A 15,396-nucleotide genomic window follows, 5' to 3' on the forward strand; every position below is an offset into this window, starting at 1 on the left:
ATCGTCGTCGATATCAACGATGACGGGCCAAGCGCTGTTGCGGACAGCGGGGGGCCGATCATCGAGGGCTCGACGCTGAATGTGGATGCGGCTTCGGGTGTTCTTGCGAACGACACGGAAGGGGCCGACGGAGCGACGATCCAGGGTGTTCGCGCGGCGGGCGGGGACCTGGTCACCGAGGCGACCGGCAATGTCGGCGTCCAGATCGAGACGGTGCTGGGCTACCTGACGCTCAATGCGGACGGGTCCTACGATTATGTGTCGAAGCCGAACGCGACCGCCACGGCGACGACGGATGTGTTCGTCTACACGCTTGTCGACGGCGACGGCGACGTGTCGACGACGACGTTGACGATCAACATCAACGACAGCGGCCTTGCGACCCCCGACTATACGGTGACGGTCGACGAGGCGGCGCTCGACACTTCGCTCGAGGGCAGCGACCTGGTCGCCGGCACGGTGACCGGCACACTGGGAACCACGTCGGGGGCGGAGACCGATGGGGGCACGGCCGCGGCGAGCGGCGGGACCTCGCCCTACACCTATGCGCTGCAGACGGGCGGCAATGCGGTGACGGCGGGCCTCTATGGCTCGATCCAGGTGAACAGCGACGGCAGCTACACCTACACGCTGTCGAAGAACTACCTTGACGGCCTGGCCGATGACGCGACGACCACGATCAACGGGGTCGAGAGCTTCACCTATGTGGCGACGGATGATCACGGCAACACCGTCACCGGCACCATCACCATCGACGTCGTCGACGATGTGCCGACGGCTGTTGCGGACAGCGGGGGGCCGATCATCGAGGGCTCGACGCTGAATGTGGATGCGGCTTCGGGTGTTCTTGCGAACGACACGGAAGGGGCCGACGGAGCGACGATCCAGGGTGTTCGCGCGGCGGGCGGGGACCTGGTCACCGAGGCGACCGGCAATGTCGGCGTCCAGATCGAGACGGTGCTGGGCTACCTGACGCTCAATGCGGACGGGTCCTACGATTATGTGTCGAAGCCGAACGCGACCGCCACGGCGACGACGGATGTGTTCGTCTACACGCTTGTCGACGGCGACGGCGACGTGTCGACGACGACGTTGACGATCAACATCAACGACAGCGGCCTTGCGACCCCCGACTATACGGTGACGGTCGACGAGGCGGCGCTCGACACTTCGCTCGAGGGCAGCGACCTGGTCGCCGGCACGGTGACCGGCACACTGGGAACCACGTCGGGGGCGGAGACCGATGGGGGCACGGCCGCGGCGAGCGGCGGGACCTCGCCCTACACCTATGCGCTGCAGACGGGCGGCAATGCGGTGACGGCGGGCCTCTATGGCTCGATCCAGGTGAACAGCGACGGCAGCTACACCTACACGCTGTCGAAGAACTACCTTGACGGCCTGGCCGATGACGCGACGACCACGATCAACGGGGTCGAGAGCTTCACCTATGTGGCGACGGATGATCACGGCAACACCGTCACCGGCACCATCACCATCGACGTCGTCGACGATGTGCCGATGCCCTTCACGCCGGAGACAGGCTACGTCCTCAACGATGACAACAACAGCTCGACGATGCAGTTGGGCTTCGCCATGAAGGCGGGCGCGGATGGGGTGGGCGATGTCGTCTTCGACAGCGCGATCAACGGGCAATTGGCCGTTGATGCAAACGGCACGGCGCTTACGTTCAGCGATGGTGTCTCCGGCCCCCAGGATCTCTATGTCTTCGTCAGTGCCGACGGACATACCCTGGTGGCTTCGACCAATGCCGCGTTCGACATCAGCGGCTACGACCGGGTGAGTGATCCGGACGGCTCTGACAACAGCGTGGTGTATAATGTCGTGCTAAATCCTGGCACCGATACTTATGATGTAACGGTGGTTCAGGAAACGATTCTGAACGGGCCGGCTGAAATTTTCGACGCGGCCAACGCCATCGGCGGTGGCAATTCGGAATTCTTTGGTGTCTTCGGAACGTCCGGTATTTTCGATGCCCTGATTTCAGGCAAGGGTAATATCGGCGCAAACGCCAATGACAGCAAGGTCAATACCAATAACTCCGACATCGGTATCGGCGACGGGAATGCTGTCAATGCCAACGAAGTCATGCGCATTGATTTCTACGATAACATCACGACACCGGGAACGGATGTCGGTGGTGAGTATGACGTTGGGACGCATGTCACCACGACCACCTTCAAGCAGGATATGAACTTTACGAACAGCATTGCCACCTTCACTATCAGGGCAGTACTTGCCGACGACGACTTCGTCTACATCGGCGATCCGGCAGGCGAAACGACTGTGAACATCTCCGGGGTGACGATCTACAACAGCCTCGGCAATCTGGTTTCGCTTTTCGATTTCCAGACCAACCAGGGTGGTGATGTGATCGATAATGGTGACGGCACCTATACGATCACTGGTTTGCCGGCGGGCTGGAGCTATCAGATTGATACGGCTACCGGCTTCAGTGCAGTGGAAATTACCGGTGGTTTCGACACCGACCAGAGCACGGCAGATGCGTCTACCAACTTCAAACTCGGCGTATTCGAGATCGGAGCGACGGTTACCCAGGAGCCGATCGACCTGCAGTATGACCTGATCGGCTCCGATGGCGATGGTGATGAAACGACCGGCACCTTGAATACCACGATCCTTCCCAACAGCGGAATGAACGTGGTGGGCACCGACGGCGTGGATGGCACCGCGATTGCGCCGCTTCAGGCGACCAAGCTGGCCGACGACAACATCGTTGCGGGTCTTGCGGGTGACGACTTCCTGTTCGGAGGAGATGGCGACGACATTCTGGCCGGCGGCCTCGGTTCCGACAACATGGAAGGTGGCAGTGGCGCGGACACTTTCATCATCGATGCCGACAGCTTGAGCGGATCCATCGAGGATGTCATCGCCGACTATGATTTCAATGAGAATGACGTGATCGATCTCACGCAGCTTCTCGAAGTTGGTGCTGATCCTGTCGGGAACTATTTCCAGGCCACTGGCAATGAACTCATCGTTGACACGACTGGTGCCGGAAACTTCGATACCAATGCGAATGCGGACGCCTATGTCGTCGCGACCCTCGATACGAGCCTTGGCGTCAAGATACTCTATGACGACGGTGATGCCACGCCGGGCTCCGACACGGTCTGATCGGAATCCGCCCAGAATGGCGGCTGGAATACTCCGGTCGCCATTTGAAAACCGGCTAAGAAAAGTGTATTCCTGACGCAAGGGAAATTCCAAAGACGCTTTCCGTCACGGGGGACTTCATGAAAAAACTGACACTCGGTTTCGCACTCATCGCCGCAACGGCGCTCACGGGCGGCGTCCAGTCCGCCGATCTGTCGGTGGGCGGTTATTGCCCGGTCGCCGGCAACGCCAAGCTGCTTTCCATAGACAACAACGCGGCGCTCTCCACCGAGGTGGTGCGGCTGATGGATGAGGCGGTCGCCGTCGCCGACAGTTCGCAGTGGATCAATTCGGGGCGTCCCGCCTTCGTCTGGGCGTCCGAGGCGAAGGTTGCCTGCGGCAAGGCCTATGGCTATCTCAGGTCCGAATATCGCGACGAGGACTATCTCAACAAATGCGAGTGTTTCCACGCGCGCATGGTCCAGTACATGTATTGATCGGCCGGGCAGGTTCCGCCATGCGCGAACCGGTAGGCGGTGGCATGCAGCGACATGGGACGGGGAACGCAGGGGCGATGCCGGAGCGAATTTCCGATGGGGCACGCTCCGCGCTGCGTGCCCTCCTGCGGTCGCGCGCTGGTGCCCGTCGTCTCCGCTTCATAATGCTCGCCGCCTCCCTGGCGTTTGCCGGGTGCCAGTCATCGACGGTCGATGACGCTCTCGATGTCGAAGGCGGAAGGGAGAGCAGCGTCGCTGCCGGGATCGAGACGGTGGGATCCGGACCGGTGGTCATCGGCATGCTCGCCGCGCTCGGAAGCGCCGGCGAGCGGGATCGGCGCGACGGTGCGAAGCTAGCAGCGATGCAACTGGGCGGTGATCAGGTCACTCTCGCGGTCTACAATGCCAGGCCGGGCGCTGCGGGCGCCGGCATCGAGGCGTTGATCGGGAGAGGAGCGAAGATCCTCATCGGCCCGTCGCGTACCGATCAGCTGGGCGCGTTTTCCGCGGGCGCAGCCGAGGCCCGCCCGCCCGTCGTGGCGTTCCTTCCCAACGGCGTCGCGCGGCCCCCCGGCATCTTCGCCTTCCTCTCCGACGAAACGGACAGTGCCGTCGAAGTCGCATCCTACGCGGTTCAGGCCGGCCGCAAGAGAATCGTGCTGCTGCATCCGCCGGAAATGGAGCAGGCAGGACTTGCGCGCCTGCGCAAGGGCATCGAAGCAAAGGGTGGACAGGTCTCGGCGGCGTTGCCGTTTTCAGCCCGCGCAAGCGACGGGGTCGCCAGCCAGGGCGCGGTCCTGAAGGCGGCGGATGCCGTGCTTTTGGGGCCAGGGCTGGAATCGCCGGCAGCAGCCGTTGCGGCCCTGCGCGCAACGGGCGCGTTGTCGTCCGGCGCGCTGATCCTGGGAACATCCGAGCTGCCGGCGCAACGCGGCCTGATGGGCACGCTTGTTTGCCGGGTCGATCAGGCGGCTGTGGCCGACGTGACCCAGCGGTACAGGGCCGAGTTCGGCCGGGCGATGACGAAGGACGCAGCTTACGGTTTCGATGCCGCCGCCCTGGCGATTGGCATCATACGGTCGCGTGGTGCGGATGCACTGACGGCAGCGACGCTCAGCGCGCGGGGCGGTTTCAGGGGGCTTCTCGGCGCGTTCCGGTTCACTGCACCGGGCGACATCGAACGCAATTGCTCCATCTACCGCGTCGAGGGTGACAGCTACCAAATGCAGGATCCGGCGCCCAACGGTTTCTGACGCACCGGGCGGGGCGGCTGCGGCGCTCAACCAAAGTGGGCCTTGGCTTTCCCCCGAAAGGCCGCTTAAATGGATTCCGGGAATGACCAGGATCCACGCGATCGCGCGAGGCCATGGATATATCCACGGCTTTGTGATCGGCATCTTGGCAATCCGCACGGCGGGAAACGCGGGAGGCATCGAGTGGGCGGATGTACCTGGCAGGAATCGCATGGCCACGTGATCGTGTGGCGCGCGTCCCGCTCCTCGCCGTCCACGGATCACCGGATTTCGTCGCATCGATCCCACGCGAAGACCAACCTTCCGTGGCGGGCGTCCATATCTTGCTGCCTGGTGCGCCGGCAGCCGGATGTCGGGTACGCGCCGACGATATGTCCTTTGAGCATGAGAAATTTTCAGGAGGAAGCGGACAGCCGGCGGCGTAAGCTGGCTTGGTTGCGCGAAAACTGAGCGTATCCGGGCACAGGCCCGTGCAAGGGAGGAAACGATGACCGAAATCTCGATGACCGTGAACGGAACGGCGGCGCGTGCCGCCGTGCCCGACAACACGCTTCTGGTGGAATTCCTGCGCGAGCACCTGCGTCTGACGGGAACCCATGTGGGCTGCGACACCAGCCAGTGCGGCGCCTGCGTCGTCCATGTCGACGGGCGGGCGGTGAAGAGCTGCACCATGCTGGCCGCATCGGCCGAGGGCGCCAGGGTAACGACGATCGAAGGCCTGTCGAACGGCGAACTGCATCCGATGCAGGTCGCGTTCAAGGAGAACCATGGTCTGCAATGCGGCTTCTGCACGCCGGGGATGATCATGACGGCCACCGACATGGTGGCGCGCTACACCGCCAATGGCAGGGAATTGTCGGAAAAGGCCATCCGCCACGAGCTGGAAGGCAATATCTGCCGCTGCACCGGCTACCACAACATCGTCAGGGCCATCCAGGATGGCGCGGCGAAAATGGCGTCGAGCTGAGGGAGGGCACGAAGATGACGGAACATGGCATTGGCGCCCGCGTCCTGCGCAAGGAAGACAAGCGCTTCATCACCGGCAAGGGCCGCTACACGGACGACATCAGGAATGAGCGGCAGACCTATGCCGCATTCGTCCGCAGCCCCCACGCGCACGCGACGGTCAACAGCATCGACAAATCGGCGGCCAGCGCGATGGACGGCGTGATTGCCGTGCTGGACGGCAAGCAGCTCACGGGCGACGGCATCGGCAATCTCATCTGCGGCTGGGCTGTCTCCTCGAAGGATGGCAGCGGCATGAACATGGGCGCTTGGTCGGCGCTGGCGACCGACCGGGTGCGCTATGTCGGCGATGCGGTGGCGATGGTCGTTGCCGAAACGCAGGCGGCCGCCCGTGCCGCCGCCGAGGCTGTCGAGGTCGATTACGGTGAGCTGCCGTCGGTCGTCCAGGCGGTCGATGCCCTGAAGAAGGGCGCGCCGCAGCTGCATGACAACGCGCCCGGCAACCTGATCTTCGATTGGGGCCTGGGCGACGAGGCGGCCACCGACAAGGCGCTTGCCGGTGCCGCGCACGTCACCGAGATGCGCATCCTCAACAATCGCCTGGCACCCAACCCGATGGAGCCGCGCTCGGCGATCGCCGCCTATGACGAGGCGGAGGATCATTACACGCTGCACACCACCAGCCAGAACCCGCATCTGGCGCGACTGGTGTTGTCGGCCTTCTATCAGGTGGCGCCGGAGCACAAGCTTCGGGTCATCGCGCCGGATGTCGGTGGCGGCTTCGGTTCGAAGATCTACATCTATCCCGAGGAAATCGCCTGCCTGTGGGCGGCGATGAAGACGAAGCGCTCGGTGAAATGGACGGCGAGCCGTTCGGAGGCCTTCATGACCGACGCGCATGGCCGCGACCATGTCTCGACGGCCAGGATCGGCTTCGACGCCGACAACCGCATCGTCGGGCTGAAGGTCGACACCATCGCCAATCTCGGCGCCTACATGTCGCTGTTCTCCTCGGCGGTGCCGACCTATCTCTATGCGACGCTTCTGTCGGGCCAGTACGACATCGCCAACATCTATTGCAACGTGCGCACGGTCTACACCAACACCGTGCCGGTCGACGCCTATCGCGGCGCCGGGCGTCCCGAGGCCTGTTTCCTCGTCGAGCGCATCATGGAGACGGCGGCGCGCGAGATGGGCGTCGATCCGGCCGAGCTTCGCCGGGTCAATTTCGTCAAGTCGTTTCCGCACCAGACGCCGGTCATCATGGCCTATGACGTCGGCGATTTCGCCGGCAATCTCGACCAGGCGCTCGAAGCTGCCGACTACAAGGGCTTCCCCGCCCGCAAGGCGGAAGCGGCCAAGCGCGGCAAGCTGCGCGGCATCGGGCTGGCGTCCTACATCGAGGCCTGCGGCATTGCGCCGTCGGCGGCCGTCGGTTCGCTCGGCGCCGGCGTCGGTCTCTGGGAAAGCGCCGAGGTGCGGGTCAATCCGGTCGGCACGATCGAGGTGCTGACGGGCAGCCACAGCCATGGGCAGGGGCACGAGACGACCTTCGCCCAGGTGGTGGCCGATCGCCTCGATTTGCCGATCGAGAATATCCAGATCGTCCATGGCGATACCGACAAGGTGCAGTTCGGCATGGGCACTTATGGTTCGCGCTCGGGACCGGTGGGCCTGTCGGCCATCGTCAAGGCGCTCGACAAGATCGAAGCCAAGGTCAAGAAGATCGCCGCCCATGTGCTGGAGGTTTCCGAGGACGATCTCGTCATCGAGAATGGCCAGGTCAAGGTCGCCGGCACGGATCGCGCCATGGCCTGGCACGAGGTCGGCCTTGCCGCCTACACGGCGCACAATCTGCCGGCCGGCATGGAGCCGGGCCTCAAGGAGGGCGCCTTCTACGACCCGACGAACTTCACCTTCCCGGCCGGCACCTATGTCTGCGAAGTGGAGGTGGACCCCGAGACGGGCACGACGGAGATCGTCCAGTTCGTCGCTTCCGACGATTTCGGCACCATCATCAACCCGATGATCGTCGAGGGGCAGGTGCATGGCGGCATCGCCCAGGGCGTCGGCCAGGCGATGCTGGAGAACGTCGTCTATGACGAGGACGGTCAGCTTCTCTCGGCCAGCTACATGGACTACGCCATGCCGCGCGCCGACGATCTGCCGAGTTTCACCATTCATCATCACTCGACCAAGAGCCCGTCGAATCCGCTGGGCCTGAAGGGATGCGGCGAGGCGGGAGCCATCGGTTCGCCGCCGGCAATCATCAATGCGATCACCGATGCCATCGGCACCAACGCGCTCGACATGCCGGCGACGCCGCCGCGCGTCTGGGCGGCCTTGCAGACCGCATCCGCCAAGATCGCCGCTGAATAGGGAGGCAGGCCATGTACGATCTGAACTATCACCGGGCCACCAGCATCGACGATGCCGTGGCCAAGCGCGCCGCTGCGTCGGACGGGCAGTTCCTGGCCGGCGGCCAGACGCTGCTGCCGACCATGAAACATCATCTGGCTGCGCCGTCGGACCTGATCGACCTGCGTGGGATCGCCGATCTCTCCGGCGTCAAGGTGTCGGACAAGCGTGTCACGATCGGTGCGATGACGACGCACGCGGCCGTTGCCGGAAACGCCGAGCTTGCCAAGGCCTGCCCGGCGTTGACGGTGCTCGCCGGCGGCATCGGCGACCCGGCGGTGCGCCACCAGGGCACGATCGGCGGCTCCATCGCCACCAACGATCCGGCCGCTGATTATCCAGCCGGGCTTCTGGCGCTGGGGGCGACCATCCACACCGACAAGCGGGCCATCGCGGCGGATGAGTTCTTCACCGGCCTGTTCTCCACGGCCCTGGAGGACGGCGAGATCATCACCTCGATCAGTTTCGAGGCGCCTGCGCAATGCGGCTACGCGAAGTTTCCCAACCCCGCCTCGCGCTATGCGATGACCGGCGTCTTCGCCGCCCGGGGAGCCGATGGCAAGGTGCGTGTTGCCGTAACGGGCGCGGGCGCCGACGGCGTTTTCCGCCACCAGGGTCTGGAGGATGCTCTTTCGGCCGACTGGTCTGCTTCGGCGGTTGATGGCGTCGCGGTGTCGGCGGACGGGTTGATGTCCGACATCCATTGCGACGCGGCTTATCGCGCCAACCTGATCAAGACGATGGCCAGGCGGGCGGTGGCCGCTGCCTGAGGGCAGGCGCATCTTGCAGTCGGGTGGAACACCTGACGTCCGCACAGATGCGGAAAAACACAGAAACAGACCGGTCCAGCGGTTCCGTGAAACGCTGGACCGGTCTATGGCGAAGGCGGGCCGGCGGCGTTTCGCCGCCGCGTCATCAGATTTTCGCGTCGCGTTCGGAGCGCCGGGTCTTCACCAGCCCCTCGTAATCGAGCGCTCGCGAGTAATCGAGGATATGCACCTTCATCAGCGCGATCAGGCCATTGGCGTCGCCTGCTTTCAGCTTGTCGAGCAGCTCGTCATGTTCCTCGACGATCAGCCGCAGGTCCTTCTGCAGCGTCGACAGGCCGAAGATGATGGTCAGCTGTCGCGACAGCGGCTCCCACATATGCAGCAGGACATCATTGCCGGACAGGCGGCATAGGGTGCGGTGGAAATCGGTGTCGAGCCGGGCGACACCGTAGGAATCGCCCCGTTCGGCGGCGGCATGCAGTTCCCGCACCACCGCCTCCAGCGGCTCGAGGATGCTCGGGTCCGCCTCCCGCGCCGCGAGCACCTCCTGCGCCGCCAGGGTTTCCAGCGCCGTGCGGACCTTGAGGATCTTCTCCAGCCGGTCGATGCTGACATCCATCAGGCGCATGCCGCGATAGCGCGCATTCACCACGATGCCCTGGCTTTCCAGGATGCGCAGGGCTTCGCGCACCGGCACGCGGCTGACATTCAGCGAGCGGGCGACCTCCGCTTCCACCACGCGGTCGCCGGGCAGAAACACGCCTGTCGCCGTGGCTTCCACGATCGCATCGACGACCTGATCGACCAGCGTCCTGGTTTCGAGCGGCAGAAGCTTCGGCAATGTGCCCTTTCTCGGGCTGGCTTGGTCTGCGGACATGTTCCTTGATCTCATGCGTCTTGATTGCCTCGTTAAGATCGTATACTATTATACGATAAGTGCAATGCCTCGCCTGTTCGTTTGGCGCGCGAAACGCCGGTAGCCTGCACTTAAGTGCAAGAAACTTCAAATACAGAGGGAGACGAAAAATGGCAAAGACCAGCAGGCTGGGGAACGCCTGGCATGTCTGCTTGGCCGCCGCCGTGGCAGCCTTTATCGGCCTGTCGCCGATGGCGGGCCAGGCGCAGACCGCCGGTGGCGATCTCGTCGTCGTGCAGAGCTCGAACCCGCCGAGCCTCGACGCGATGGTGACCTCGTCGCAGGCATCGCGCAACATCACCATGAACATCTACGAGCCGCTGTTCGGCTTCAGCGAGAACATCCGGCCGATTCCCATACTGGCCGAGAGCGTCGAGATTTCCGAAGACGGCAAATCCTACCGCATCCCGCTGCGCAAGGGCGTGAAGTTCCATAACGGCAAGGAGATGACCGCCGAGGACGTCAAGGCGTCGCTCGAACGCTACCAGAAGCATGGTGCGACCCAGACCATGCTGAAGCCGGTGGAAAGCATCGAGATCACCGGTCCCCACGAGGTGACGCTGAAGCTCACGGAGTCGACGCCCACCTTCCTCGAAGCCTTCGCCTCGCCGCGCGCGCCGGCGGTCATCATTCCGGCCGAAGAGGCGGGCAAGGGCCCGAGCGAGATCGAGTTCATCGGCACCGGCCCCTATAAGTTCGTCGAATATGTGCCCGACAGCCATGTGAAGCTGGCGCGCTTCGAGGACTACAGCGCCGACGAAAGCCACGAAGGCATCGATGGCTTCGGCGGCAAGAAGACGGCCTATCTCGACACCGTCACCTTCCGGGTCATCCCTGAGCCAGGTGCGGCGGTTGCGGCGCTCGAAACGGGTGAAGTGCAGCTTCTCGAACAGCTTCCCGTCCCGACGGCAAGGCGTCTTGCCTCCAACGCCGACATCGCGGTGTATGAGAACATGCCCTGGGCGTTCCTCACCTTCATCTTCAACATGAAGGAAGCGCCCGGCGACAATCCGAAGTTCCGCGAGGCCGTGCAGGTCGCGCTGAACGACGAGGAGGTCATGGCGATCGCCACGGAAGGACTGTTCCACCTCTACCACGGCTGGATGTATGAGGGGTCGACCTACGACGCCGGCGACATCGGCAAGGATCACTACAACCTGGCCGACGCCGACCGCGCGAAGGCGCTGCTGAAGGAGGCTGGCTACAACAACGAGCCCTTCTCGATCCTCACCGATTCGACCATTCCCGAGCACGGCAAGGCAGCCGTCGTCATCGCCGAGCAGTTGAAGGCGGTCGGCATCAATGCCGTCATCAACCAGGTCGACTGGCCGACGGCGCTGAACATCCGCCTGCAGGACCAGGGCTGGAACGGCTGGACGCTGATGATGGGCATCGAGCCCTATCTCGGCCCGGCGGCCCTGATCTCCACGCTGACCGGCGCGGCTCCGCATTTCCGCGCCAATGACGAGCAGCTCGACGCGCTCTATCAGGAGCTGATCTCGACCGACAGCGAGGAAGGCCGCAAGGAGGTCTTCGCCAGGATACAGAAGCGGCTCTACGAGTTCTTCGGCATCATCAAGCTCGGCGAAACCGGGCTGATGCAGGCGGCGCGCGCCAATGTGAAGGGGTTCAAGCCCTTCCGTTTCCCGCGCGTCTACGATGTTTGGCTCGAAAAATAGCAGCGTTGTGAGTAGCTTGTCCGGGGGCGGGGTCCGCCGCTCCCGGGCAATTAGAGCATTTTGCAGTCAGGTGGAATCACCTGACGTCCGCATAAATGCGGAAAACAAAGAGATAGACCGGTTCGGTTGTCGGGCCGTTTCTCAAATCCTGGAGCGCGGATATTGATTGGGTTCCTGGCACGACGATTGCTGAGCGCCTTGCCGGTGCTGTTCGTCGTCTCGCTCGTCAGTTTCATCATCATCGCCATCGTGCCGGGCGATGTCACGGCGGAGATTGCCGGCAGCGATTCGACCGAGGCGCAACGCATGGAAATCCGCGAGCGTCTGGGGCTCGACCGTCCGATGGTCGAGCAGGCCGTGCGCTGGTATGGCCGCCTGCTGCAGGGAGACCTCGGCGATTCCTATCTGCTCAACATGTCGGTCACCGATGCCGTTCTGGAGCGGCTTCCGGTCACGCTTTCTCTGGCGGCGATCGCTCTGGTTCTTGCTGTGGTGCTGGGCGTTCTGCTCGGCATCGTCGCGGCGATCCGCCACGACAGCTGGCTCGACCAGGGGTCGATGTCGCTCGCCCTGTTCGGGCTTTCCGTGCCCGATTTCTGGTTCGCGCTGATCTTGATCTCGGTGTTTTCCGTCGGGCTCGGCTGGCTGCCGACCGGCGGCTACGTGCCGGCAAGCGAAAGCTTCCTTGGCTGGGCGCGCTCGATGACGCTGCCGGCGCTGGCGCTGGCCATCACGCAGATGGGTGTGGTCGCGCGCATGACGCGCTCGGCCATGCTCGACGTGATGAGCCAGGACTATATCCGCACCGCGCGGGCCAAGGGCTTGCGCCGCCACTCGATCATCTTCAAGCATGCGCTGCGCAATGCGCTGGTTCCCATCGTCACCGTCATCGGCGTGATGACGGGCGTGCTCCTCGGCGGGGCGGTGGTGATCGAATCCGTCTTCTCGCTTCCCGGCGTCGGGCGGCTGATCATCGGCGCCATCCAGCGGCGCGATTATCCCATCATCCAGGGTGGCCTGCTGATCACCGCGGCCACCTTCGTCTTCGTCAACATCCTGGTCGACCTCGCCTATGGTTGGCTGGACCCGAGAGTGCGCGATGGCCGTTGAAATCGATAGCGAAACCCTCTCCCTGCGTCGGGAGATCGCCCGCGCGCGCCGACGCGGCTGGATGCTGTTCCTGCGCCGGCTCGGCGCGCACCGATCCTTCCGTGTCGGCTTCGCGCTGTTTTCCCTGATCGTCCTCTTGGCGGTCTTCGCCGATCTGATCGCCCCTTACGACCCCAACAAGAATGACTACCGCAGCCTGCTTGCCGCACCCTCCATGCAACACTGGTTCGGCACGGACGGTTTCGGCCGCGACATATTGAGCCGGGTCATCCACGGCACGCGCGTCTCGCTCGGCATCGGCATTTCCGTTGTCGTCATGACCGGCGTTTTCGGCGTCTTCCTCGGCATGCTTGCCGGCTATGTGCGCTGGCTGGACAATGCGCTGATGCGGATCATGGACGGGTTGATGGCCTTTCCGGGCGTGCTGCTTGCCATCGCGCTCGCCGCCGCGCTGGGCCCTTCGGCCCTCAACGCGGTGATCGCGCTCACCATCACCTTCACCCCACGCACGGCGCGCGTGGTGCGCTCCAGCGTGCTGGTCATCCGTGAACTGCCCTATGTGGAAGCGGCCATGGCGGTCGGTGCGGGGCATGCGCGCATCATCTTCCGCTACATCCTCGCCAACGCCCTGTCGCCGCTGATCGTCCAGCTCACCTTCGTCTTCGCCGTGTCGATCCTGGCCGAGGCGATCCTCAGCTTTCTCGGCGTCGGCCCGCCGCCGCCGGCGCCCTCGCTCGGCAACATCATCGCCGAAGGCCGCAACTATCTGCAGGACGCAAGCTGGATCGCCTTTTTCCCGGGCATGGCGATCGCTGCCGCCGTGCTCGGCCTGAACCTGATGGGCGACGGCCTGCGCGACATAACGGACCCGCGCCTGAGCGCCAAGCGCGACGCGGGTTGAAGGAGGAAGAATGGACAGGTTTCTGAACGGCAGGACGGTGCTTGTCACCGCGGCGGGGCAAGGCATCGGCAGGGCAAGCGCCATGGCCTTCGCCCGGGCCGGCGCCAAGGTGGTCGCCACCGATATCGATCAGGCGCTGCTTGCAGGCCTCAGCGGACAGCGCAACATTTCCACACGCCCGCTCGACGTGCTCGACGATGCCGCCGTGCGTGAGACCGCTCAGGCGGTCGGCCGCGTCGATGTCCTGTTCAATTGCGCCGGCGTCGTGCATTCCGGCTCCATCCTCGACATGGCGGACAAGGATCTGGATTTCGCCTTCGATCTCAACGTCAAGGGCATGGTGCGCATGATCCGGGCCTTCCTTCCGGCGATGCTGGAGCACGGCGAGGGGTGCATCATCAACATGGCGTCGGTCGTCTCCAGTCTGAAAGGCGCGCCGAACCGCTGCGCATACGCCACCACCAAGGCCGCGGTGATCGGCCTGACCAAGGCCGTGGCGGCTGATTTCGTCGCACAGGGCATCCGCTGCAACGCCATCTGTCCGGGCACGGTTGAAAGCCCTTCCCTCCAGGAGCGCATGCGGGCGCAGGGCGATTACGACGCGGCCCGCAAGGCCTTCGTCGCCCGCCAGCCAATGGGGCGCCTCGGCACGCCGGACGAGATCGCCGCGCTCGCCGTTCACCTGGCTGGCGCCACCTACACGACGGGTCAGGCCTATGCGATCGATGGCGGCTGGTCGATCTGAAACGAAGCGGCCGAAGCCGGCGAACCCGCTTCGGCGCTAGAGCATTTTGCAGTCAGGTGGAATCACCTGACGTCCGCATAAATTCGGAAAAACAACGAGATAGACCGGTTCAGTGTTTCAACGAAACGATGAACCGGTCTGGGTGTTGTCAGTTGTCGGCGGCGACGGGCTGGCTCTGCTCGCCCAGCCCTTCGATCCCCAGGCGCATGGTCTGGCCGGGGCGCAGATAGACGGGCGGTTTCATGCCCATGCCGACGCCGGGCGGCGTGCCGGTTGAAATGATATCGCCGGCCTGCAGGCTCATGAAGCGGCTGACATAGCTGACCAGTGCATCGACGCCGAACACCATCGTCCTGGTCGAGCCGTCCTGATAGCGCTTGCCGTCGACCTCCAGCCACATGCCGAGATTCTGCGGATCGGCGATCTCGTCGGCGGTGACCAGCCAGGGGCCGATCGGCCCGAACGTGTCGCAGCCCTTGCCCTTGTCCCAGGTGCCGCCACGCTCGATCTGGAATTCGCGTTCGGAAACGTCGTTGATCACGCAATAGCCGGCGACATGCGCGCGGGCGTCCTTCTCGGCGATGTATTTGCCCGGCTTGCCGATCACCACGCCGAGTTCCACTTCCCAGTCCGTCTTCTGCGAATCGCGCGGGATGAGCACCGTGTCGTTCGGCCCGCAGATGGCGCTTGTCGCCTTCATGAAGATGATCGGCTCCTTCGGCACGGGCTGGCCGGCCTCGGCGGCATGGTCGGCATAATTGAGGCCGATGCAGATGAACTTGCCCACCTGGCCGACGCAGGGACCGTAGCGCGCCGCCTCGCCGATCACCGGCAGGCTCGCCGGATCGACCTTGCGCAGGGCGTCGAGCCCTTGCGGCGTCAGCGTTTCGCCGGCGATGTCGGAGACGATTCCCGACAGGTCGCGAAGGGTGCCGTCCGTGTGGACGAGGCCGGGTTTTTCCTGGCCGGGCTGGCCGATGCGTACGAGTTTCATGAACATTCCTTC

General features: G+C 64.0%; 12 protein-coding genes. 10 read left to right on the forward strand and 2 right to left on the reverse strand.

All coding sequences use genetic code 11. The annotated features are described in order from the left end of the window. The 6 genes from AB843_RS23320 to AB843_RS23345 all read left to right on the forward strand — a co-directional run. Positions 1 to 3,156: beta strand repeat-containing protein (locus tag AB843_RS23320; RefSeq protein WP_048649323.1), on the forward strand; the 3,156-nt coding region annotated here is incomplete at its 5' end. Between the two features lie 119 nt (positions 3,157 to 3,275). Beyond that, positions 3,276 to 3,632 carry a hypothetical protein gene (locus AB843_RS23325; RefSeq protein WP_048649324.1) on the forward strand — a complete coding sequence of 119 codons (357 nt, stop codon included), beginning with the start codon at positions 3,276 to 3,278 and terminating at the stop codon, positions 3,630 to 3,632. 299 nt (positions 3,633 to 3,931) lie between these two features. After that, on the forward strand, positions 3,932 to 4,885 hold the full coding sequence (locus tag AB843_RS23330) for a type 1 periplasmic-binding domain-containing protein (protein ID WP_244468070.1): 954 nt from the start codon (positions 3,932 to 3,934) through the stop codon (positions 4,883 to 4,885). Between the two features lie 487 nt (positions 4,886 to 5,372). Beyond that, positions 5,373 to 5,852 carry a (2Fe-2S)-binding protein gene (locus AB843_RS23335; protein ID WP_048649326.1) on the forward strand — a complete coding sequence of 160 codons (480 nt, stop codon included), beginning with the start codon at positions 5,373 to 5,375 and terminating at the stop codon, positions 5,850 to 5,852. A 14-nt stretch (positions 5,853 to 5,866) separates the two neighbouring features. Continuing rightward, positions 5,867 to 8,230, forward strand: a complete 2,364-nt coding sequence (locus AB843_RS23340) for a xanthine dehydrogenase family protein molybdopterin-binding subunit (RefSeq protein WP_048649327.1) — start codon at positions 5,867 to 5,869, stop codon at positions 8,228 to 8,230. An 11-nt stretch (positions 8,231 to 8,241) separates the two neighbouring features. Then, positions 8,242 to 9,039, forward strand: coding sequence for an FAD binding domain-containing protein (locus AB843_RS23345; protein ID WP_048649328.1), 798 nt, complete (start codon positions 8,242 to 8,244; stop codon positions 9,037 to 9,039). 145 nt (positions 9,040 to 9,184) lie between these two features. Here AB843_RS23345 and AB843_RS23350 read toward each other — a convergent pair whose 3' ends face one another. Then, the gene (locus tag AB843_RS23350) at positions 9,185 to 9,916 is read right to left on the reverse strand and encodes a GntR family transcriptional regulator (RefSeq protein WP_082143984.1); all 732 of its coding nucleotides are present in this window, start codon (positions 9,914 to 9,916) and stop codon (positions 9,185 to 9,187) included. 149 nt (positions 9,917 to 10,065) lie between these two features. Here AB843_RS23350 and AB843_RS23355 point away from each other — a divergent pair, with 149 nt between their 5' ends. The 4 genes from AB843_RS23355 (at position 10,066) to AB843_RS23370 (ending at position 14,390) form a co-directional block, all read left to right on the forward strand. After that, positions 10,066 to 11,634 carry an ABC transporter substrate-binding protein gene (locus AB843_RS23355; protein ID WP_048649329.1) on the forward strand — a complete coding sequence of 523 codons (1,569 nt, stop codon included), beginning with the start codon at positions 10,066 to 10,068 and terminating at the stop codon, positions 11,632 to 11,634. A 162-nt stretch (positions 11,635 to 11,796) separates the two neighbouring features. After that, on the forward strand, positions 11,797 to 12,744 hold the full coding sequence (locus AB843_RS23360) for an ABC transporter permease (RefSeq protein WP_048649330.1): 948 nt from the start codon (positions 11,797 to 11,799) through the stop codon (positions 12,742 to 12,744). Positions 12,745 to 12,805: 61 nt separating this feature from the next. Further along, positions 12,806 to 13,645 (forward strand): ABC transporter permease, encoded by an 840-nt coding sequence (locus tag AB843_RS23365; RefSeq protein ID WP_206412956.1) that lies wholly within the window; start codon positions 12,806 to 12,808, stop codon positions 13,643 to 13,645. A 10-nt stretch (positions 13,646 to 13,655) separates the two neighbouring features. Next, complete coding sequence (locus tag AB843_RS23370) at positions 13,656 to 14,390, forward strand: SDR family oxidoreductase (protein WP_048649331.1); 735 nt, start codon at positions 13,656 to 13,658, stop codon at positions 14,388 to 14,390. 148 nt (positions 14,391 to 14,538) lie between these two features. On the opposite strand, the gene AB843_RS23375 is transcribed toward AB843_RS23370, so the two are convergent. After that, complete coding sequence (locus AB843_RS23375) at positions 14,539 to 15,384, reverse strand: fumarylacetoacetate hydrolase family protein (RefSeq protein WP_048649360.1); 846 nt, start codon at positions 15,382 to 15,384, stop codon at positions 14,539 to 14,541. Positions 15,385 to 15,396 lie beyond the last annotated feature (12 nt).

The sequence above is a fragment of the Nitratireductor soli genome (genome assembly GCF_001050155.1).
Classification (GTDB): Bacteria; Pseudomonadota; Alphaproteobacteria; order Rhizobiales; family Rhizobiaceae; genus Nitratireductor; species Nitratireductor soli.